This is a genomic window from Thiomonas sp., from assembly GCF_034007205.1.
Lineage (GTDB): Bacteria > Pseudomonadota > Gammaproteobacteria > Burkholderiales > Burkholderiaceae_C > Thiomonas.
Genome location: NZ_JAVERI010000019.1, coordinates 1 through 21,601, shown reverse-complemented (window position 1 = coordinate 21,601; position 21,601 = coordinate 1). Strand labels below are relative to the sequence as shown.

16 protein-coding genes are annotated in these 21,601 nt (G+C 66.8%); 5 read left to right on the top strand and 11 right to left on the bottom strand.

Annotated elements, in window-relative coordinates; genetic code table 11:
• Nucleotides 1–19: 19 nt before the first annotated feature.
• Nucleotides 20–1,450 (top strand): bifunctional enoyl-CoA hydratase/phosphate acetyltransferase, encoded by a 1,431-nt coding sequence (locus tag RBR52_RS13430; protein ID WP_320377790.1) that lies wholly within the window; start codon nucleotides 20–22, stop codon nucleotides 1,448–1,450.
• A 14-nt stretch (nucleotides 1,451–1,464) separates the two neighbouring features.
• Nucleotides 1,465–2,655 (top strand): acetate/propionate family kinase, encoded by a 1,191-nt coding sequence (locus tag RBR52_RS13425; protein ID WP_320377789.1) that lies wholly within the window; start codon nucleotides 1,465–1,467, stop codon nucleotides 2,653–2,655.
• 331 nt (nucleotides 2,656–2,986) lie between these two features.
• On the opposite strand, the gene RBR52_RS13420 is transcribed toward RBR52_RS13425, so the two are convergent.
• The 7 genes from RBR52_RS13420 to rimP all read right to left on the bottom strand — a co-directional run bounded on the left by RBR52_RS13420 (nucleotide 2,987) and on the right by rimP (nucleotide 12,345).
• Nucleotides 2,987–3,847 (bottom strand): spherulation-specific family 4 protein, encoded by an 861-nt coding sequence (locus RBR52_RS13420; RefSeq protein ID WP_320377788.1) that lies wholly within the window; start codon nucleotides 3,845–3,847, stop codon nucleotides 2,987–2,989.
• 118 nt (nucleotides 3,848–3,965) lie between these two features.
• Nucleotides 3,966–5,792 carry a translational GTPase TypA gene (typA, locus tag RBR52_RS13415; protein ID WP_320377787.1) on the bottom strand — a complete coding sequence of 609 codons (1,827 nt, stop codon included), beginning with the start codon at nucleotides 5,790–5,792 and terminating at the stop codon, nucleotides 3,966–3,968.
• The gene (gene truB / locus RBR52_RS13410; RefSeq protein WP_320377786.1) at nucleotides 5,789–6,829 is read right to left on the bottom strand and encodes a tRNA pseudouridine(55) synthase TruB; all 1,041 of its coding nucleotides are present in this window, start codon (nucleotides 6,827–6,829) and stop codon (nucleotides 5,789–5,791) included. Before truB ends, typA begins: the two co-directional genes overlap by 4 nt.
• Nucleotides 6,830–6,860: 31 nt before the next feature.
• Nucleotides 6,861–7,223, bottom strand: coding sequence for a 30S ribosome-binding factor RbfA (rbfA, locus tag RBR52_RS13405; protein WP_320377785.1), 363 nt, complete (start codon nucleotides 7,221–7,223; stop codon nucleotides 6,861–6,863).
• A gap of 22 nt (nucleotides 7,224–7,245) precedes the next feature.
• Nucleotides 7,246–10,203, bottom strand: a complete 2,958-nt coding sequence (gene infB / locus RBR52_RS13400; RefSeq protein WP_320377784.1) for a translation initiation factor IF-2 — start codon at nucleotides 10,201–10,203, stop codon at nucleotides 7,246–7,248.
• An 85-nt stretch (nucleotides 10,204–10,288) separates the two neighbouring features.
• Nucleotides 10,289–11,767, bottom strand: coding sequence for a transcription termination factor NusA (nusA, locus tag RBR52_RS13395; protein ID WP_320377783.1), 1,479 nt, complete (start codon nucleotides 11,765–11,767; stop codon nucleotides 10,289–10,291).
• Entirely contained in the window at nucleotides 11,764–12,345 is a 582-nt protein-coding gene (rimP, locus tag RBR52_RS13390; RefSeq protein WP_320377782.1) for a ribosome maturation factor RimP, read from the bottom strand. Before rimP ends, nusA begins: the two co-directional genes overlap by 4 nt.
• Before the next feature lie 393 nt (nucleotides 12,346–12,738).
• On the opposite strand from rimP, the gene RBR52_RS13385 reads away from it, so the two are divergent.
• The gene (locus RBR52_RS13385; protein ID WP_320377781.1) at nucleotides 12,739–13,767 is read left to right on the top strand and encodes a patatin-like phospholipase family protein; all 1,029 of its coding nucleotides are present in this window, start codon (nucleotides 12,739–12,741) and stop codon (nucleotides 13,765–13,767) included.
• On the opposite strand, the gene RBR52_RS13380 is transcribed toward RBR52_RS13385, so the two are convergent.
• From RBR52_RS13380 to RBR52_RS13365, 4 genes are read right to left on the bottom strand one after another with little or no spacing between them, the layout of a single operon-like run.
• Nucleotides 13,750–15,702, bottom strand: coding sequence for an ABC transporter ATP-binding protein (locus RBR52_RS13380; protein ID WP_413818333.1), 1,953 nt, complete (start codon nucleotides 15,700–15,702; stop codon nucleotides 13,750–13,752). The two genes, RBR52_RS13385 and RBR52_RS13380, sit on opposite strands and share 18 nt — an antisense overlap.
• A complete protein-coding gene (locus RBR52_RS13375; protein WP_413818332.1) occupies nucleotides 15,702–16,796 on the bottom strand; it encodes an ABC transporter permease in 1,095 nt (364 codons plus the stop codon). Before RBR52_RS13375 ends, RBR52_RS13380 begins: the two co-directional genes overlap by 1 nt.
• Nucleotides 16,757–17,815 carry a microcin C ABC transporter permease YejB gene (locus tag RBR52_RS13370; protein WP_320377778.1) on the bottom strand — a complete coding sequence of 353 codons (1,059 nt, stop codon included), beginning with the start codon at nucleotides 17,813–17,815 and terminating at the stop codon, nucleotides 16,757–16,759. Before RBR52_RS13370 ends, RBR52_RS13375 begins: the two co-directional genes overlap by 40 nt.
• Entirely contained in the window at nucleotides 17,812–19,836 is a 2,025-nt protein-coding gene (locus RBR52_RS13365) for an extracellular solute-binding protein (protein ID WP_320377777.1), read from the bottom strand. Before RBR52_RS13365 ends, RBR52_RS13370 begins: the two co-directional genes overlap by 4 nt.
• A gap of 59 nt (nucleotides 19,837–19,895) precedes the next feature.
• Here RBR52_RS13365 and fabI point away from each other — a divergent pair, with 59 nt between their 5' ends.
• Nucleotides 19,896–20,705 (top strand): enoyl-ACP reductase FabI, encoded by an 810-nt coding sequence (fabI, locus tag RBR52_RS13360; protein WP_320377776.1) that lies wholly within the window; start codon nucleotides 19,896–19,898, stop codon nucleotides 20,703–20,705.
• A 32-nt stretch (nucleotides 20,706–20,737) separates the two neighbouring features.
• Complete coding sequence (locus RBR52_RS13355; RefSeq protein ID WP_320377775.1) at nucleotides 20,738–21,364, top strand: hypothetical protein; 627 nt, start codon at nucleotides 20,738–20,740, stop codon at nucleotides 21,362–21,364.
• Nucleotides 21,365–21,601: the final 237 nt, after the last annotated feature.

Below are 21,601 nucleotides of genomic sequence, written 5' to 3'. Positions count from 1 at the left end.
CCTTTCACGAGACTCCGCCATGACCGACACGATCTGCAACCGCACCTTCGACGACATCTCCCTGGGCGATACCGCCACGCTGCAGCGCACCCTGACCCAGGCCGACATTTCCACCTTTGCCGTGCTGTCGGGCGATGCCAACCCTTCGCACGTCGATGAGGAATTCGCCCGCAGCACGCCGTTTCACCAGGTCGTCGCGCACGGCATGTGGAGCGGCATGCTGCTGTCCAACCTGCTCGGCACCGAATTGCCGGGGCCGGGCACGGTGTACGTCGATCAATCGCTGTCGTTCGAGCACCCGGTGGTGTTGGGCGATACGGTCACCGCCTCGGTGACCGCGCGCGAGAAATTCGCCGACAGCCACCAGATCCGCTTCGACTGCCGGGTGGTCAACCAGCGCGGCGAAACCGTCGCCTCCGGGCATGCCCTGGTGCAGGCGCCGACGCAAAAGATCTGCCGTCCGCGCACCCGTCTGCCGCAACTGCATCTGGTCGACCCGGGCCAGCGTCTGCTCGCGCTGGTCTCCAGGGCGCACGAGGGCTGCAAGGGACTCAAACCCATGCGCGTAGCCGTGGTGCATCCAGTCAACGAAATCTCGATCCAGGGTGCGATCGACGCCGCCCAGGCCGGGCTGATCGAGCCCGTGTGGGTCGGCCCGGAAGCCCGCATCCGCGCCGCGGCGGACGCCGCCGGAATCGACCTCTCGCCCTGGCAACTCCTGTCCACCGAACACAGCCACGCCGCCGCCGCGCTGGCGGTGGAACTGGCGCGCAGCGGCAAGGTCGGTGCGCTGATGAAAGGCGCGCTGCACACCGACGAGCTGATGCACGCCGCCTTCGACGCCCAGACCGGCCTGCGCACCGCGCGTCGCGCCAGCCATGTGTTCGTCATCGACGCCCCCGCGGCCGACCGCCTGCTGTTCATCACCGATGCGGCGATCAACATCGACCCCGACCTCGACACCAAGCGCGACATTGCGCAAAACGCCATCGAACTGGCGCAGGCGCTGGGCATCGCCACGCCGCGCATGGCCATCCTGGCCGCGGTGGAAACGGTCAACGCCAGCATGCCCGCCACGCTGCACGCGGCCGCGCTGTGCAAAATGGCCGACCGCGGACAGATCACCGGCGCCATCCTCGACGGGCCGCTGGCCTTCGACAATGCCATGTCGCTGGCCGCGGCCAAGACCAAGGGCATCGACTCGCCGGTGGCCGGTCTGGCCGACATCCTGCTCACGCCCGACCTGGAGTCGGGCAATATGCTGGCCAAGCAGCTCGAATACCTCGGCGGCGCCACCATCGCCGGGCTGGTCATCGGCACGCGCGTGCCCATCATCCTCACCAGCCGCGCCGACGGCGTCGAAGCGCGCCTGGCTTCCTGTGCCCTGGCCGTGCTGCAACGCCAGGCCCTGCTCAAGGCCGCGGGACAGATCGACGGCGCCCACGACTGAGGACAAGACTCGCCATGCCCGCCCCCACCCTGCTCTGCCTCAACACCGGCTCCGCCAGTCTGAAATTCGCCCTGTTCAAATGGGATGACTGTCACGGACCCCGCTTGCCCGAAGCCCTGCTCAGCGGCGAGATCGACAGCCACGACGGCCAGGCCACGCTGCGCTGGACCGACGCGCAAGGCCAGCCCCACCGCACCGCCTCCAGCGATCCCCGAGGCGACATCGCCGCCGAGGTCGACACCCTGCTCGATCAACTCATCATCCCGGCGGGCTGCGGCCCCATCGCCGCGGTGGCGCACCGCATCGTGCACGGCGGCACCACCTTCACCACGGCGCAGCGCATCACACCCACCGTGCGCGCCGCGCTCGACGCGCTGCGCAGCCTCGCTCCGCTGCACCAGGGGCCGGGGCTGGCCGGGGTCGACGCTGCCAGCGCACGGCTGCCCGAGGTGCCGCAGATCGCCTGTTTCGATACCGCGTTTCACGCCACGCAGACCGATCTCGCCCGCCGCTACGCCATCCCGCGCGAGTGGCACGACAAAGGCTTCAAACGCTACGGCTTTCACGGCCTGTCCTTTGACGCCATCACCCACAAGCTGCCGCCGCTGCTGGGCGAACGGGCACAAGGCGCGGTCATCGTCGCGCATCTGGGCGGCGGCTCCAGCCTGTGCGGCCTGCGCGGTCTGCGCAGCGTCAGCACGACGATGGGCTTTACCGCGCTCGACGGCCTGGTCATGTCCACCCGCTGCGGCGCCATCGACCCCGGTCTGGTGCTGCACTGGATCACCGAAGAACATCTGGACGCAGGGCAGCTCACCGCCATGCTCTACCACGACAGCGGGCTCAAAGGCGTCTCCGGCCTCAGCGGCGACATGCGCACCCTCGAAGCCAGCGCCGAGCCCCAAGCGCAGCAAGCCATCGCCCTGTTCACCGCCAGCGTGACTCACCACATCGGCGCGCTCGCCGCCGATATCGGCGGGCTCGACGCCCTGGTGTTCACCGGCGGCATCGGCACCCACAGCGCCCGCGTGCGGCAGGAAGTGTGCAGCGCCCTCTCCTGGCTGGGCCTGCGCCTGGACCCGCTGGCCAACGCCGCGGGCCAGGCCTGCATCACCCACGGCGACAGCAAGGTCCCCGCCTACGCGCTGCCCACCGACGAAGAAGGCGTCATGGCGCTGCAGGCCGCGGCTCTTCTGGCTGTCTGACAAAACCGGCAAGCAGCCTACGGGCAAAGGCCGCGAAACCAGGCTTGGAAAACGGCGAAGTGCCCTGGCGAAGCGCTGAAAATCCCCCTCCCGGCCTCCCCCAGCAAGTGGGGGAGGTGAGAACAGCGCTTCGCGCCTGCTTCGGATGCCCCTCCCAACCTCCCCCACGAGTGGGGGAGAGATAGGCCCCCTCTCCCTCCGGGAGAGGGTTGGGGTGAGGGTTCGCGCGCCAAGGTAATACCCCTCGCTGCCCAGCCGCCTCAAGGATGCGCCTCCCAGCCTCCCCCGCCCGTGGGGGAGGAGTTCTTCCGCGACGATCCGAAAGGAGGTCTCAATTCTGCGTCTGGTTGAGCGTCTGCAGGGTCTGAACCATCGCCGCATATTGCGTGCTCAGCGTGGCCCAGGGATCGGTGCCGCTGCCCTGATCGGTCAAATAGACGTAGCCGATGCCCTGCTGATACAGGCTGCTCAGCGTGGCGGTCTGCACCTGCGGCAGATCGCTCAGCCTGAGGGCAAGGTAAGCGAACTTCTGCGGCGAAATACTGCTCAGGCTCACGGGGATGGGCAAGACCTGCGCATCGGCGCTTTCGTGGATCACGGTGATGTCGGCGACGGCGGCAATCGCACTGTCGGGATAGGCGCCCGGATTGATGGCAACCAACGCGGGCTTGCCGCTGGACGGCTGGATGTCCTGCCGCACGGCCGCCGCGGCATTGGCGTAATAGCTCGCCGTATCAGCGTGAGTGGAAACCTCGTCGAAAAACACGCCATCGACGCCGTAGCACTGCGCATAGGTCTGCACGTCCTGCTGCACCAGAGCCGGATCGCGCTGGCCGTAACTGGTGTGCACATAGCCCAATACGGTCACGCCAGCCGCATGCAGCGCCGCGATGCCCTGCGTGAAGGCGCTCAGCGTGGGCGCTGGCGGCGTGGAACAGGCCACCGGCCCGTTGCTCGGATTGATGATGGCCACCGTGGGCACGGCAGCGGCCTGCGCCGCCACTTCCGCCCACGCCGGGTTGGTCACCGTGGTGCGGGTCGCGCCACTGCCGCTGTAGACCAGCGGATAACCGTACAGCGGGACCAGCACGCCCATCGGCGCGGTGCGGGCGACGACGCTGCCTGCCTGAGGTTGAGCAGTCGAATCGGTCGTGAGCGTCGCGCTCCCGCCTCCGCCGCACGAAGACAGCATCCCAGCCATCAGCAGAGCCGACAGCCAGCTTCTTGCTTTGAATCTCGCCATACACCCCCCTTTGTTTCGATTCTCGCACGCGCCAGAGTCAAAAGGATCGGGCTTGGTCAAAGCCGCCTCAGGCCGAGCGACCCGCGCGCTTGCGCTCGTTCTCGGTGAGGTAGCGCTTGCGCAGGCGAATGCTCTTGGGGGTGATTTCGACCAGTTCGTCGTCTTCGATGAATTCCACGCCGTACTCCAGCGTCAGGTCGATGGGCGGGGTGATCTTGATGGCGTCTTCCTTGCCCGATACGCGGAAGTTGGTGAGCTGCTTGGTGCGGGTGGCGTTGACCACCAGATCGTTGTCGCGGCTGTGGATGCCCACGATCATGCCCTCGTACACCGGATCGCCCGCCTTGACGAACATGCGCCCGCGGTCGTCGAGCTTGCCCAGGGCGTAGGTGAAGATCTCGCCGTCGTCCATCGAGATCAGCACGCCGTTCTTGCGCCCGGCAATCTCGCCCTTGTGCGGCTCGTAGCCGTCGAAGATGTTGGAGATCAGGCCGGAGCCGCGGGTCAGGTTGAGGAATTCGTTGGTGAAGCCGATCAGTCCGCGCGCCGGAATGCGGTATTCCAGGCGCACGCGGCCGCGACCGTCGGGCTCCATATTGACCAACTCGCCCTTGCGTTCGCCCAGCGCCTGCATCACCCCGCCCTGATGCTGTTCCTCGATGTCGACTGTCACCAGCTCGATCGGCTCCTGCCGCACGCCGTCCACATCCTTGAACACCACGCGCGGCTTGGACACCGCCAGCTCGTAGCCTTCGCGGCGCATGTTCTCCAGCAGAATGGTCAGGTGCAGCTCGCCGCGGCCCGAGACCTCGAACACGCCGTCCTCGTCGGTCTCCTTCACCCGCAGCGCCACATTGCTCTGCAGCTCTTTCTGCAGCCGGTCCCAGATCTGGCGGCTGGTGACGAATTTGCCTTCGCGGCCTGCGAGCGGGCTGGTGTTGACGCAGAAGTTCATGGTCAGCGTCGGCTCGTCCACCTTGAGCATGGGCAGCGGCGCGGGGTTGAGCGGGTCGGTCACGGTCACGCCGATGCCGATGTCGGCAATGCCGTTGATCAGCACGATGTCGCCGGGGCCGGCTTCGGTCACCTGCACGCGGTCCAGCCCCTGGAAGGTCAGCACCTGATTGATGCGCCCCTTGAACGACTTGCCCTGCGGCCCTTCCATCACCAGCACGTCCATGCCGGGCCTGATCGTGCCGGCGTTGATGCGCCCCACGCCGATGCGGCCGACGAAGTTGTTGTAGTCGAGCGCCGAAATCTGCAGTTGCAGCGGCGCTGCCGGATCGCCGCTGTGCGGCGGCACATGCTTGAGGATGGTGTTGAACAGCGCCGACATGTCCGGGCCCCACTGCTGCCCCGGCTCGCCCTCTTCCAGCGAGGTCCAGCCGTTGATGCCCGAGGCATAGACCACGGGAAAATCGAGCTGCTCGTCGGTCGCGCCGAGCTTGTCGAACAGGTCGAAGGCGGCGTTGACCACGGCATCGGGCTTGGCGCCGGGCTTGTCCACCTTGTTGACCACGACGATGGGCTTGAGCCCCAGCGCCAGCGCCTTCTTGGTGACGAAGCGCGTCTGCGGCATCGGACCTTCCTGGGCGTCGATCAGCAGCACCACGCCGTCGACCATGCTCAGCGCGCGCTCCACTTCTCCGCCGAAGTCGGCGTGGCCGGGCGTATCGACGATGTTGATGTGCGTGCCCTGCCAGCTCACGGCGCAGTTCTTCGCCAGGATGGTGATGCCGCGCTCGCGTTCGATGGCGTTGTTGTCCATTACCGTGTCCACGACTTTTTCGTGTTCGGCAAAGGTGCCCGACTGGCGCAGCAACTGGTCGACCATGGTGGTCTTGCCATGGTCGACGTGGGCGATGATGGCGATGTTGCGGATGGATTTGCTCATGGGGTGGCGTCCTGATGGAGAGATTCGGCGAGAGATTCGATTCGGGGTTGTGAAATGGGGGGCTGTGTGGCAGCGTTTTTGATGGCAGCGTTCTTGACCGGCGCGAGTTCGTCGAGGCACAGCAGGCGGCGCGGAGACAACACGCCTGCCTCCCACGTGCCAACGCCCAGCAGCACCGCCGGCTCACCCGCCGCCAGAGGCCCGTAAACCCGCACGTCTTCGCCCGGCGCAGCAGGCTGGTCCGGCGACAGGCCGCTCAGGCGCGCGCCGTGCAAAAACCGCTGCGCCGAGGCCAGGTCGAGATTCTGGCGTGGCGAGGACTGCAGCAGCACGTCGGTCGGCAGCAACCGCTCGCGCAGATCGGCAGGGGCCAGCGCCTCGACCTCGTCCAGCGTCAAAGCCTGCTCCAGCGAAAAACCGCCGCTTGCGGTGCGGGTGAGCGCCGCCAGATGCGCGCCACAGCCTAACGCTTCACCGATGTCACGCGCCAGCGCGCGGATGTAAGTGCCCTTGCCGCAATGCACGGCCAGCGTCAATCGGTCGTCCTGCAAGGCCAACACGTCGATCGCATGGATCTGCACCGTGCGCGCCGTCACTTCGACGGCCTGCCCCGCCCGGGCGTAGGCGTAAAGCGGCTTTCCGTCACGCTTGAGCGCGCTGTAAACCGGCGGTGCCTGGGTGATTGCGCCGATGAATCGTGGCAGCACGGCATCGATCTGCGCCCGGCTGCTCTGCACGGCGCGGCGTTCGACGATTTCGCCTTCGGCGTCATCCGTCGTGGTGCGCACGCCGAGCTGCAGCACGGCGACATAGCGCTTGTCGGCTTCGAGGTGGCGCTGGGCGAACTTGGTCGCCGCGCCGAAGCACAGCATGAGCAGGCCGTCGGCCAGTGGATCGAGCGTGCCCCCATGCCCGGCCTTCGCTGCGCGCAGGCGTCGGCGCACGCGAAACAGGGCCTGCTGCGAAGTCAGTCCGCGCGGCTTGTTCAGCAGAAGCACGCCGCTCACCGCCTCCCAGGGCGTTTTGCTTGAATTCATCATGGGGCAAACCCGCGCGCGCCGCGGCGGGTCAATCGTCTTTGGCCTGGTGCGAGACAGCCTGCTTGATCAGCTCGTCCATCTCGGCGGCCTTCTCGGTCGTCGGATCGAACAGGAAATGCAGCGTGGGCACGGTGTGGATCTGCAGGCGCTTGAACAGCAGGCTGTGCAAATAGCCCGCCTTGTCGCTGAGCAACTGGCGCGCCGTCTCGGGCTCGGCGCCGATCACGCTGAAATACACCTTGGCATGGGCGTAGTCGGGCGTGAGCTGCACGTCGGTGAGGGTCACCAGGCCGAGGTGGGGGTTGCGCAGCTCGCGCTGGATCAGCTCGGCCAGATCACGCTGGATCTGGTCGGCGATGCGCTGGGTGCGGTTGGGCGTGGCGCGTTTCATCTCTGTCTGACCGCGGCGTCCCTTACAGGGTGCGCGCCACTTCCTTGATTTCGAACACTTCGAGTTGATCGCCCTCTTGAATGTCCTGATAGTTCTTCAACGACAGACCGCACTCGAAACCTTCCTTGACCTCGCGCACATCGTCCTTGAAGCGCTTGAGCGAATCGAGCTCGCCTGTGTGGATGACCACGTTGTTGCGCAGCAGGCGCACGTGCGCGGAGCGGCGCACCAGGCCCGACAGCACCATGCAGCCCGCCACCGCCCCCACTTTCGGGATGCGGAACACCTGACGGATCTCGACCAGACCCAGGACTTCTTCCTTCTTCTCGGGCGTGAGCATGCCCGACATGGCCGCCTTGATCTCGTCGACCGCTTCGTAAATGATGTTGTAGTAGCGGATATCGATACCGTTGGCCTCGGCCAGCTTGCGCGCGCCGGCGTCGGCGCGGGTGTTGAAACCGATGATCACCGCGTTCGACGCGATGGCCAGGTTGACGTCGCTCTCCGAAATGCCGCCCACTGCCGCATGCACCACCTGCACCTTGATCTCGCTGGTCGAGAGCCTGGTGAGGGCGTGGATGAGCGCTTCCTGCGAGCCCTGCACGTCGGCCTTGATGATGAGGGGCAGATTCTTCGCGCCTTCGTCCATCTGCTCGAACATATTCTCGAGCTTGGCCGCCTGCTGCCGGGCCAGCTTGACGTCGCGGTACTTGCCCTGGCGGAACAGCGCGATTTCGCGCGCCTTGCGCTCGTCGAGCAACACCATGATTTCCTCACCGGCGCTCGGCACCTCGGTCAAGCCCTGGATTTCCACCGGGATCGACGGCCCGGCCTCGGTGACCGGCTTGCCCATTTCGTCGAGCATGGCGCGCACGCGGCCATAGGCCGCGCCGGCGAGCACCACGTCGCCGCGCCTGAGCGTACCCGACTGCACCAGAACCGTCGCCACCGGCCCCCGCCCCTTGTCGAGCCGCGATTCGATCACCAATCCCTTGGCCGGCGCATCGACCGGCGCTTTCAGTTCCAGCACTTCAGCCTGCAGCAGAATGTTTTCGAGCAGTTCATCCACGCCCTGGCCGGTCTTGGCCGACACGGGAACGAAGGGCGATTCGCCGCCATAGGCCTCGGGCACGACGCCTTCGGCAATGAGCTCCTGCGTCACCCGTTCCGGATTGGCGTCGGGCTTGTCGATCTTGTTCAGCGCGACGACGATGGGCACCCCGGCAGCCTTGGCGTGGGCGATTGCTTCCTTGGTCTGCGGCATCACGCCGTCGTCCGCGGCCACCACCAGAACGACGATGTCGGTCGCCTTCGCACCGCGCGCGCGCATCGCCGTGAACGCCTCGTGGCCCGGGGTATCGAGAAAGGTAACGATGCCGCGCGGCGTTTGCACGTGATAGGCGCCGATGTGCTGGGTGATGCCGCCGGCCTCGCCTGCCGCCACCTTGGCGCGTCGGATGTAGTCGAGCAGCGAGGTCTTGCCGTGGTCGACGTGGCCCATGACCGTGACCACCGGCGCGCGCGGGAGTTGTTCCGCGTCGGCCTGCGCGCCTTCACCGCCTTCGGTGAGAAAGTTCTCGGGATCGTCGAGCTTGGCGGCAATGGCGATATGGCCGAGTTCCTCGACCACGATCATCGCGGTTTCCTGATCGAGCACCTGGTTGATGGTCACCATCTGGCCGAGCTTCATCAGGCTCTTGATGACTTCGGCGGCCTTCACCGCCATCTTGTGCGCCAGCTCCGCCACCGTGATCGTCTCGGGCACGTGCACTTCGCGCACGATCATCTCGGCAGGCGCGGCCTGCACGGCCTGGTCATTGCGCCCATCGGTGCGCCCGTCATGGCGGCCGCCGCGGCGTCCCCCGGTGGTCTTCGGCCCACGCCACCCTCCCGGCGCTCCCGTGAGATTGCCGCGGGGCTTGATCGCCGCACCACGCTTTTTCGCGGCATCGTCCGCCCAGGACGACGACAGCTTTTCGGACTTGACCTGCTTGTCGTCCTTTTTCACCGCACTGCCGGGCGCTGCCGCGCTGGTCGCACCCGGCGTTTTGGCGGCGCCTGCAGCCGGCTTGTGGATCGTGCCCTTGATCGTCCCGCTCGCGGGGGCGGCTTCGGCGGTCTTGACCGCAGGCTTGTCGGCGCGCAGCACGGTGCGCGGTCGCGCCATCATGTCGCGTATGGCCGCGGCCTCCGCCTCGGCAGCCTTGCGGCGCTTTTCGATCTGCGCCAGCTTGGCCGCCTCTTGCGCATCCTGCTTGCTCTGCGCGGCGGCGCGCTCGGCTGCCGCGGCCTGCGAAGCAACAGACGATGCAGACGACGCCTCGCTGGCCTGCCGTGCCTGCATGTCTTGCGCTTGCGCGCCCGACTCGGCCGTGACGCCCGCGGGCTGCTGCACCTTGGCCGCGGCCATCTTGTCCGCTGACTGATGCGCGGCCTGGGCCTCGCGGGCAGCCTGGGCTTCGCGCTCGGCCTGCTCGCGGGCTTGCTGCTCCTGGCGCTCCTGTGCGGCCCGCCGCTCCTGCTCGGCCGCGCGCTGAACCGCCAGTTCCTCGGCCTGACGCGCCAGCAGATCGGCCTGACGCTGCGCCTCGGCCTCGCGGCGCAGCAGCTCGGCGTCGTCCACCACCGGCGCCTCCGGCTCGGACAGGGCGTGGGCCTCGGCGCCCATCGCGGATTCGTCGCGCTTGACGAACACGCGCTTCTTGCGCACCTCCACATGAATGGTGCGCGCCTTGCCGGTGGCATCGGCCTGCTTGATCTCGCTGGTCTGCTTGCGGGTCAGGGTGATTTTTTTCCGCTCTCCGCCGGGCGCGCCGCCGTGCGCCGCGCGCAGGTGCTCGAGCAGGCGGGCCTTGTCGGCCTCACTGATGACATCGTCTGCCGCGCGCGCCCCGACTCCCGCCTGTTGCAGTTGCTGCTGCAGCAGGTTCAAGGGTTTGCCGAGTTCTGCGGCGAGTTGTGAGACGGTATGACTGGCCATGGAGGGTGTGTCCTAGTGCGGCTTGAAATGTTTGAAGTGCGGGCGTCAGGTGTGAATGGACTCGGGGAATCGGAGACTCGGCGAATCAGGCGTCGAACCAGTGCGCACGCGCCTTCAGGATGAGATCGGCAGCCCGCGCCTCGTCGGTGCGGAGTATGGCGGTCAGCTCGTCGGTCGCCAGATCGCCCAGATCGTCCAGGGTCATCACCCCGGCCTCGGCGAGCAAGGCCAGATCGTCCGCGCTCAATCCATCGAGCGCCTTGAGCGCCGGATCGACTTCGTCGAGCTTCTGCTCGCGCACGATCTCCTGCGTCAGCAGGGCATTGCGGGCGCGCTCGCGCAATTCGTTGACGGTATCCTCATCGAACGCCTCGATTTCGAGCATTTCGTTGATCGGCACATAAGCCAGCTCTTCGAGGCTGGTGAACCCTTCGGCGATGAGAATGTCGGCCACTTCCTGATCGACGTCGAGCTTCTCGACGAACAGCCTGCGCATTTTCTCGATTTCCTGGGTGTTGCGGGCAACGGATTCCTCGGCGCTGAGAATATTGATTTTCCACCCCGTCAGCTCGGAGGCCAGGCGCACGTTCTGCCCGGTGCGGCCGATGGCCAGCGCCAGGTTTTCCTCGTCCACGGCCACGTCCATGGCATGCTTTTCCTCGTCCACGACGATGGATGAGACATTCGCCGGCGCCAGCGCGCCAATGACGAACTGCGCGGGGTCTTCCGACCACAGCACGATGTCCACGCGCTCGCCGCCGAGTTCGTTGGTCACGGCCGTGACGCGCGAACCGCGGATGCCCACGCAGGTGCCGATGGGATCGACCCGGCGGTCGTGCGACACCACGGCAATCTTGGCGCGCACGCCCGGCTCGCGGGCGCATGACTTGATTTCCAGCAGCCCCTGCTCGATCTCGGGCACTTCCAGGCGGAACAGCTCGATCATGAATTCGGGCGCGGTGCGCGAGATTTCGATCTGCGGGCCGCGCGCAGTGCGGTCGATCTTGGTGATCACCGCACGCACGCGGTCGCCCACGCGCAGGTTTTCCTTCGGAATCAGCTCGCTGCGGCGCAGGCGCGCATCGACCTTGCCCGATTCGACGATGAGATCGCCCTTGTCCAGGCGCTTGACCGTGCCGTTGAAAATCTTGTCGTTGCGCGCCAGAAAATCGTTGAGGATCTGCTCGCGCTCGGCATCGCGGATCTTCTGCAGGATGACCTGCTTGGCGGCCTGTGCCCCGATGCGGCCGAAGGCGATGCTCTCGATCGGCTCCTCGATGTAGTCGCCCACCTCGATATCGGGAATCTGCTCGCGCGCCTCGAACAGCAGGATCTCGCTGTCGGGAAGCTGCAGACCGGCCTCGTCGGGTACGACATGCCAGCGGCGAAAGGTTTCGTATTCGCCCGTTTCACGGTCGATCTGCACCCGCACATCGGCCTCGCCTTCGTATAGCCGCTTGGTAGCGGAAGCCAGCGCAGCCTCGACGGCGCCGAAGACGACATCGCGGTCGACATTCTTTTCACGCGCCAGGGCGTCCACCAGCATCAAAATCTCGCGACTCATTTTCGACCACTCCCAAAATCGACGACGGGCACCAGACGCACCTCGCGCACCTCGGCCAGACTGAAATCCATGACGGACAGAACATCCTCACCCTCGCCCGCAGCGGCAGCGGGCGCCGCAGCGGCTTTGGCCTTTTCCTTGGCCTTTTTCTTCGCGGCGCCGGGCTTGCGCCCGGCATCGGCCTCGGGAGGCGACAAGGCGATGGAAAAACGACCCGGCGCATCGTCCTGCGCCCGCTCGATCAAGACGCCGCGGTATTTCTTCCGCCCCTGAAACGGCACGCGAAGGACGACATCGACTTCCAGACCGGCAAAACGCACAAAATCCTCCGGCCTGCGCAGCGGCCGATCCAGCCCCGGAGAGGAAACCTCCAGGCGGCCATAGTCCACGTTCTCCACCTCGAACACATACTGGAGCTGGCGCGTCACCCGCTCACAGTCCTCCACGGTCACTGCGCTGCCGTCGGCATGATCGATGGTCACGCGCAGCAGGCCTCGCGGCAGGTGCTCCACCTCCACGAGCTCCAGCCCGAGGCCGGTCACGGCAGATTCGATCGCAGCAGCGCCTCCAACATTCATCGTTTCAACCTCGAAATTTCCTCGCATCAAGCCAACGCGCAAAAAAAAAGGGCGATAAAGTCGCCCGAGTATTGCTCGTTGCAGTTGCAGCGCACGCGCCGCCATGTCTTTCAAGCGCTCACGTCTTTCAAGCACTCACGTCCGTCGCCTGCAACCAACCGATCATCCCGCCACTTCACGACATCGCACCGTGCGCAACAGTGGCTCAATGTGGTTATCTCGCCATACTTTCTTGCAGCCGACAAAAAAATGGATTATAGGGATGTTGCCTGCTTTTGGCAACTGCGCCCACAGCCCTGCACCGCAATGCCTGCCATATGGACCTGCCATACGGATACGGGAATACGGGCGCGGCTCGTCCCACGCCGACCCTTGCTTGCCGACCCTCTGCCCATGCCGTTCTTCCTTCGCCGCCCGAGCCCGAGCGTCAACCTTGCGCTGCAGGGCGGCGGCGCGCACGGCGCGTTCACCTGGGGTGTGCTCGACGCACTGCTCGAAGACGGCCGCATCGACTTCGACGGCCTGAGCGGAACCAGCGCCGGAGCGATGAACGCCGTGATCCTCGCCGACGGCCTGCTGCGCGGCGGGCGCGACGCCGCACGCGAGCGGCTGGTGCAGTTCTGGTCGGGCGTGGCCGCGAGCGTGCCGCTGGGCATGGTGATGCCGGTGGGCAGCGGCGACGACGCCGCACTCACGCCCGCCGCGCGGCTGATGCTGCGATGGGCGCAGTTCGTCTCGCCCTACCAGTTCAACCCGCTCAACCTCAACCCGCTGCGCAAGCTGCTCGGCGAGATGGTCGATTTCGAACGGCTGCGCCGGGCCGACGCGCCGCGCCTGTTCATCGCCGCGACCCGGACCGACACCGCGCGGCTGCACCTGTTCCACAACCGCGATCTGAGCGTCGACGCGCTGCTGGCGTCGGGCTGTCTGCCCAATCTGCAGCAGGCGGTCGAGATCGACGGCAACACTTATTGGGACGGCGCGTTCGCCGCCAATCCCGCGGTATTCCCGCTGCTGTTCGAATGCGCCAGCCGCGACACCCTGCTGGTGCTGCTCAGCCCGTCGAGCTTCGGCCCGACGCCGCGCACGGCGCACGACATCCGGCAGCGCTCGCTCGAACTCGCGTTCAACAGCCCGTTCATTCGCGAAATGCACCTGATCGGCCAGGCGCGGCGCTACGCCGCCGAGTCGACGCTGCGCATCGGCCGGCTGGAGCGGCGGCTGATGCGCGCGCGGTTCCATCTGATCGCGGCCGACGGCCTGGCCGGGCGCCTGCCGCCGGAGACGCGGATCACGCCGTATCTGCCGCTGCTCGAACGGCTGCGCGACTTTGGCCGCGAGCAGGCGCGCGACTGGATCGAGCGGCACGGCGGGCGCCTCGGGCGCGAGTCCAGCCTCGACCTGTCAGCCCACTTCAGTTGATGCGCCAGGGACAGCGGACAGATCGGCCGCGGCGATCAGCTCGCGGGTGTAGGGCTGGCGCGGGTCGCGCAGCACCTGGTCGACCTCGCCGGACTCGACCACCCTGCCCCGGTGCAGCACGACGACGCGATGCGCCAGCGCGGCGATCACCGCCAGATCGTGGCTGATGAGCACATAGCTCAGACCATGCCTTTGCTGCAGCATGGCGAGCAGTTCGAGCACCTGCTGCTGCACCGACACATCGAGCGCGCTGGTCGGCTCATCCAGGATGAGCACCCTGGGCTCCAGGATCAAGGCCCGCGCCAGCGCGATGCGCTGGCGCTGGCCGCCGGAAAAGGCATGCGGATAACGCTGCAATTCGGCCGGTGAAAGCGGCAGGCCGACTTCCGCCAGCATTTGCCGTGCACGCGCCCGGCGTTGCCCGGCACTCCACTGCGGGCGATGGATTTCCAGCCCTTCTTCGACGATCTGCGCCACGGTGCGCCGCGGCGACAGGCTGGAAAACGGGTCCTGAAACACGATTTGAGCCTGCGCGCGCCAGGAGCGCAGCGCCGCTGCCGACAACCGCGCCGGATCGTGCCCCAGCAGGTTCACCTCGCCGCCTTGACGCCGCAGCAGCCCGAGCAGCGCCAGCGCCAGGGTCGACTTGCCGCTGCCCGATTCGCCCACCACGCCCAGCGTCTGCCCGGCGGGCAATTCCAGCGAAATGTTCTGCAGCACGGGCAGCCAGCGCTTGCGCCAGAAACCGCTGTTCTGGGCGAAGCGCACTTCGAGATCTCGCACCTGCAGCACTGCGGGCGGGGTGGATGGCCCCCACGCTCCGGCTTCGCCGTCGCTGCCCTTGCAGGGCGCGGCCTCGCCCGAGGCGAAGCCTCTTCGTGCCGTCCAGTCTGGCGCAGGCCAGACTGGAGCCGCGGCACTCAGCCCGGAGGGGGTGCTCCCCACCCCGACCCGTCCAATGGTTGGCTTGCAAGCCAGCCCCGTTCCGGCGGGGCAAAGCCAAGCAGTTGGCTTTGCCTTTTCCGCCTCCACCCCCACGAGTGGGGAGGGGGTGATCACTCCTCCCCCACTTGCTGGGGGAGGTTGGGAGGGGGAGATGCCCGCCTTGGGGCGGCCCGGCGGCGGGGTGGCGTTTTTTTCGGACGCTTGCACCAGCCGATGCGGGCGACTGCGCAACAGCATCTGTGTATAGGGATGTTGCGGCGCGGCGAACACCGCCTCCACCGCGCCGGTCTCCACCACCCTGCCCTGCTGCATCACGGCCACGCGATGCGCATAGCGCCGCACCAGAGGAAGGTCGTGGGTGATGAACAGCAAGGCCAGACCGTACTCCGCTTGCAGGGCATCGAGCAGATCGAGAATCTGGCGGCGCACGGTCACATCCAGCGCCGTGGTGGGCTCGTCGGCCAGCAGCAGGCGCGGGCGGCAGGCCAGCGCCATGGCAATCATCACCCGCTGTCTCTGCCCGCCGGAGAGTTGGTGCGGGTAGTCTGCAGCGCGCCTTGCGGGCTGGTCTACGCCCATCTGTCCCAGCAACTCCACCGCCCTCGCCCAGGCGGCGCGGCGCGGCAGCGCCTCGTGCAGTTCCAGCACCTCGGCAATCTGCCGCCCGACCGGATGCAGCGGGTTGAGCGCGGTCATCGGCTCCTGGAAGATCATGGCGATGTCCTTGCCGCGCAGCGCCCGCATCTGCCGTTCGCTCAAGGCGGAGAGTTCGCGTCCGTCGAATTGCACGCTGCCGGTTTGCTGCGCGCCACCCAGCAACCGCAGCAGCGCCAGCGCCGTCACCGTCTTGCCCGAGCCGGATTCGCCGACCAGCGCGACCTTTTCGCCCGCGGCGATGGCGAGGTCGATGCCGTGCACCACGGTCTGCGCGCCGAAACGCACCCGCAGATCGCGCACCTGGAGCAGGGGTTTCGGGGTTTTCCCGTCCATCATCTGCCCATGCCGGTGTAGCGGGGATCGAGGGCGTCGCGCAGCGCCTCGCCGATGAAGGTCAGCAGCAGCAGAATGCTCACCAGCGCGCCGAAGGCCGCGGCGGAAATCCACCACGCATCCAGATTGGCCTTGCCCTGCGCCAGCAGTTCGCCCAGACTGGGCGTGGGCGGCGGCACGCCCAGACCGAGAAAGTCCAGACTGGTGAGCGCCAGCAGCGCGCCACTCATGCGAAACGGCAGAAAGGTCACGACCGGCGTGAGGCTGTTGGGCAGGATGTGGCGCCACATGATGCGGCCATGCGACAGCCCCAGCGCCTGCGCCGCGCGTACATAGTCCATCTGCCGGTTGCGCAGGAATTCGGCGCGCACATAGTCGGCCAGCCCCATCCAGCCGAACAGCGACAGCAGCACCAGCAGCAAGGCCAGCCCCGGAGCGAACACGGCGGAAAAAATGATCAGCAGATACAGCTCAGGCATCGCGCCCCAGACTTCCATCAGCCGCTGCACCGTCAGATCGATGCGCCCGCCGAAATAGCCCTGCACCGCGCCGATGAGCAGGCCAAGCGCCGTGCCCGTGACCGTCAGCGCCAACGCGAACAGTACCGACAGTCGAAAGCCGTAGATCAGCCGCGCCAGCACGTCGCGCCCGCGATCGTCGGTGCCCAGCCAGTGTCGCGCCGACGGCGAAGACGGAAAAGGCCGCTGCGCGTAGTAGTCGATGGTCGTGGCGCTGTAGGGAATGGGGGGATAGAGCGCGAAATTGCCGGGCGCCGACAGTCTGGCGCGGATATAGGGATCGAGATAGTCGGTCGGCGTGTGAAAGTCGCCGCCAAACGTGGTTTCTGGATAGCTGTGCAGCAGCGGCAGATAAAACCGTCCGTCATACCGCACCAGCAGCGGCCGGTCGTTGCTGAGCACGGGCGCGAGCAGACTCAGCCCGAACAGCAGCGCAAACAGCCACAGGCTCCAGCGCCCCAGGCGATGCGTCTTGAACCGCGCCCATCCCTGCGTCAGAAAGGGATGGCGCGCGGGCGGCGCCAGATCGACTGCGCTCACCGCAGCGCCCCGAACTGAATGCGCGGATCGACCCAGACATAGCTCAGATCGGCGATCAGCTTGGTCACCAGCCCGATCAGGGTGAACAGGTAGAGCGAGCCCATGACCACCGGATAGTCGCGCCGCATCACCGCCTCATACGACAGCAGCCCCAGCCCGGGAAGCGAGAACAGCGTTTCGATCAGCAGCGAGCTGGCGAAAAACGCGCCGACGAACGCTGCCGGAAACCCGGTGACCAGCGGCACCAGCGCGTTGCGCAGCACATGCCGCCACAGCACGGTGCGTTCGCTCAGCCCCTTGGCCCGCGCCGTGAGCACATACTGCTTGCGGATTTCTTCCAGAAAGGCGTTCTTGGTCAGCATGGTGATGATGGCAAAACTGCCCGCGGTGGAGGCCAGCACCGGCAGGGTGATGTGCCAGAGATAGTCGGTGATCTTGTGCCAGAAGCCGAACTGCGACCAGCCGTCGGACACCAACCCGCGCAGCGGAAACCATTGCAGCCAGGTGCCCCCGGCGAACAGCACCAGCAGCAGCACGCCCAGCACGAAGCCCGGAATGGCATAGCCCACCAGCACCGCGATGCTGGTGGACACATCGAAACGGCTGCCATGCCGCACCGCCTTGGCAATGCCCAGCGGAATGGAGATGAGGTAGGTCAGCAGGAAATTCCACAACCCCAGCGAGATCGACACCGGCAGGCGCTCGCGGATCAGCGTCCACACCGCTTCGTGGTGGTAATAGCTGCGCCCGAGGTCGAAATGCGCGAATTGCCACAGCATGTCGAGGTAGCGCTGCAGTGGCGGCTTGTCGAAGCCGTAGAGCTTTTTCAGCTCGGCGAGTTGCTGCGGCGAAATGCCCTGCGCGCCGCGGTAAATGCCCTGCGCCGTCGCCGCCTCGCCCGCCGCCCCACCCTCCTTGCCGCGCAGTTGCGACACCATCTGCTCCACCGGCCCGCCCGGCACGAACTGCACCACGACGAAGGTGAGGGTGAGCACGCCCAGCAGGGTGGGAATCATCAGCAGCACCCGCTTGAGGAGGTAGGCCCAGAGATTCATGCCAGCGCTCCGGAAGCGGGTTTGGAATCAGCCCACCAGCACTGCACTGCCCAACTCTCGGGCTGGTAGTACAGCGGCAGGATTTTCGGCCAGGAAAATTTACGGGCGGCGATCGCCACGCGGAAGGTGTCGCTATACCACTGCGGCACGGAATACCAGCCGCAGACCAGCACGCGGTCGAGTGCGCGGCAGGCGGTCTGCAGCGCTTGCATGGAAGTGGCCGCCACCACGCGCTCGATCAGCGCATCGACTGCCGGATCGCGCAAGCCCCAGACGTTGTCCGAACCCTGCACCGCAGCCGCGCGCGAGCCGAAGCGGTCGAACAATTCGTTGCCCGGGCTGGTGCTGCCGCCGTAGCGGATGGTGGTCATGTCGAAGTCGAAGGTGTCCATGCGCTGCTGGTAGAGGGCGAAATCGACCAGGCGATAGTTGAGTGCGATGCCCAGCCGTTGCAGCGCCTGGGCATAGACGGAAATGATGCGCGACATCGAGCCCTGGCTATCCAGATATTCGATCACCAATGCCTCGCCGCGGGCATTGCGCAGCGCACCATCGCGCCAGTGCCAGCCCGCCTGCTCCAGCAGCGCGCGCGCCTTGAGCAGATTGCCGCGCAGACTGTTCGGCGAAGGTGAAAGCCCCCACGTTCGGTCTTCGCCCTCTCTGCCCTTGCAGGGCGCGGCTTCGCCCGAGGCGAAGCCCCTTCGTGCCGTCCAGTCTGGCGCAGGCCAGACTGGAGCCGCGGCACTCAGCCCCGAGGGGGCGCGCCCCGCCTTGGGGCGGCCCGGCGGCGGGGCGGTCGTCGGCATGCGCGGCAGTTCTCCAAAAACCTCGGCTGACAGCTTGGCGCGCAGCGGCTCCAGCAAGGCCAACTCATCCGGACCAGGCGTGCCATGCGCCTCGAACGGGGTATTGGCGAAATAGCCTTCGATGCGTTTGTAGGCGCCGTAGAACAGCATGCGGTTGAGCCATTGAAAATCGAGCGCCAGGGCCAGCGCCTGACGCACCCGCACGTCCTGAAACTGCGCTCGGCGCAGATTGACCACAAAGCCCTGAAACCCCGCGGGATTGTGGTTGGGCAGTTCCAGCTTTTTCAGCGCACCGCTGTCGAAGCCGGGGCCGCGGTATTGCCGCGCCCAGTTGCGGGCGATGAACTCCTGGATCAGGTCGAACTCGCCCGCCTTGAACGCCTCCAGCCGTGCCGTGCCGTCGAGATAGAGCTTGTAGGTGATCTCGGCAAAGTTGAACTGCCCGCGGCGGGTGGGCAGGTTCCAGCCCCAGTAATCGCTGCGACGGGCGTAGGTGATGTCGCGCTGCTGCGATGTATGGGCGATGCGGTAGGGCCCGCTGGCGATGGGCGCGTCGATCACTTCGTTGAACGCCCGCGAGCCTGCCCACTTGGGCGAAAACACCGGCAGGCCGGCAAGCAGGATGGGCAGTTCGTGATTGCGCTGCCTGAAGGTGAAGCGCACCCGCCGCGCATCCAGGGCTTGCACGCCGGCCACATCGGCGTAGAGGCTGGCGAACTGCGGCGCCGACGCGCTGCTGATGAGGGTGCTGAAGCTGTACGCCACGTCGTGCGCGGTGACTGCGTCGCCATTGGAAAACCGCGCCCGCGGGTCGAGGCGAAACAGCACGGACAGGCCGTCCTGGGCCACGGCGATGTCCTCGGCCAGCAGGCCGTAGACGGTGTTGGGCTCGTCCCAGCTCGGAGTCATCAGGGTTTCGAACACCAGGGTATTCAGCCCCGGCGCCGCGTTGCCCTTGAGGGTGAAGGGGTTGAGCTTGTCGAAGCTGCCGCCCACCGTCGGCGGTGTCAGTACCAGGCGCCCGCCCACGGGGGCCGCGGGATCGACATAGTCGAAATGGGTGAAATCCGGCGGGTATTTCGCTTGGTCGTACAGCGCGAATGCGCCCTGCAGGGGCTGCGCGCCCCACGCCGCCGCCGGGAACAAGCCCGCAGGCAGGCTTTGCAGCAGGCGGCGGCGGGTGAGGGACAGCGAACGAGACAGGGCGTGGGCCATGCGAGAATTCTGCATCAAACCCCATTCCACACCGCATCATCGTTGAAAGCGCTTCAATCATGGCATTCCTCCAAGGCAAACGCATCCTCATCACCGGCCTGCTGTCCAACCGTTCCATCGCCTATGGCATCGCCCAGGCCTGCCACCGCGAGGGCGCCGAGCTGGCGTTCACCTACGTGGGCGAGCGCTTCAGGCAGCGCATCACCGAATTCGCCGCCGAGTTCGGCAGCACCCTGGTGTTCGACTGCGACGTGAGCGACGACGCGCAGATCGAAGCCACTTTCAGCGGTCTGGCCGCGCATTGGCCGCAGCTCGACGGCCTGGTGCATTCCATCGGCTTCGCCCCGCGCGAGGCGATTGCGGGCGACTTCATGGACGGCCTTTCCCGCGAGGGCTTTCGCATCGCGCACGACATCTCGGCCTATTCCTTCCCCGCTCTGGCCAAGGCCGCGCTGCCGCTGCTGAACAAGTCGGTGGAGGCGGGGCAGATGCCTTCGCTCATCACCATGACCTATCTGGGCGCCGAGCGCGTGGTGCCCAACTACAACACCATGGGCGTGGCCAAGGCCGCGCTCGAAGCCACGGTGCGCTTCATGGCCGAATCGCTGGGCCCGCGCGGCATGCGGGTCAACGCCATCAGCGCCGGACCGATCAAGACCCTGGCCGCCTCGGGCATTGCCGACTTCGGCAAGATGCTCAAGTTCAACGCCGACAACGCCCCGCTGCGCCGCAACGTCGATACCCTGCAGGTCGGCAATGCCTCGGCCTTCCTGCTGTCCGATCTGGCAGCGGGCATCACGGCGGAGGTTCTGCACGTCGATGCGGGCATGCACGCCGTGGTCGGCGGCATGGCGGGGCTGGGCGAGTGAGGCCAGCGCCGTGAGCTGAGGGAGGATGGGCCATGCGTCCACGTCTTGCTCCCGTGTTGCGGTTTTCCGCCATCTCGGCAGCGCTCCTTCTGTCGGCATGCGGCAAACCGCCTGAATCCCCCTCCATCGCCGGGACGAGCGGCGTGCCCGACTATCTCGCGGGCGCGACCGCCTACACGCCCGCGGCTGCCTCGGCGCAGCGTCAAACCGTTGCCGTAGCGGCGCATGCGTTCGCTGCCAACTCGGCAGGAACCGATCTACCCATCCTGTCCACCCCGCCGGTCAATACGCCGCCCCAGGGCGCGCTGGTGCTGGTGCAGGTGCTCACCCAGAGCCCGGCCACGCTGCAAGCCATCCGCGACAACAAGGGCAACAGCTACAGACCGATCCACCCGGGACAGACCTATTCCGATCAAAAGGCCGACACGGCCTTGTTCGTGAGTCAAGACGCCCAGGGCGGCGCGGGCCAGGTCTGGAGCCTGGTGAAGGCGCCGGGGCATGAGGCGGACGAAGCCAGCCTCTACGTCGTGGTCGTCGCAGGCGCCCGTCATATTGGCGCCTGGGGTTTCAGCAACACCACGCCTTACGGCCTGCGCACCCCGCTGGAAACCACGGCAGACGACAGCATCGTGGTGTCGTTCTGGGGTCCGGCGGATTAGGGCCTGTTCACCCCATTTCTGCACCCGCGTTGCCCCCAGACGGGGAGGGATGCAAGGCGGAGGGCAGGGGCAAGGCTGGGCGCCTTGCCCCAGCCCGACAACGCCGCAGACGCCCCGTCTGGGGGCAACCCTTCGGGCCGGGGGTCTGGGCGGCGCACTGCCACGTTGCAGTCCGCTTGTGGTGGAGACCACCACGGCGCGGCCTGCGCCTCGCATTGCCTCCGCCCAGACCCCCGG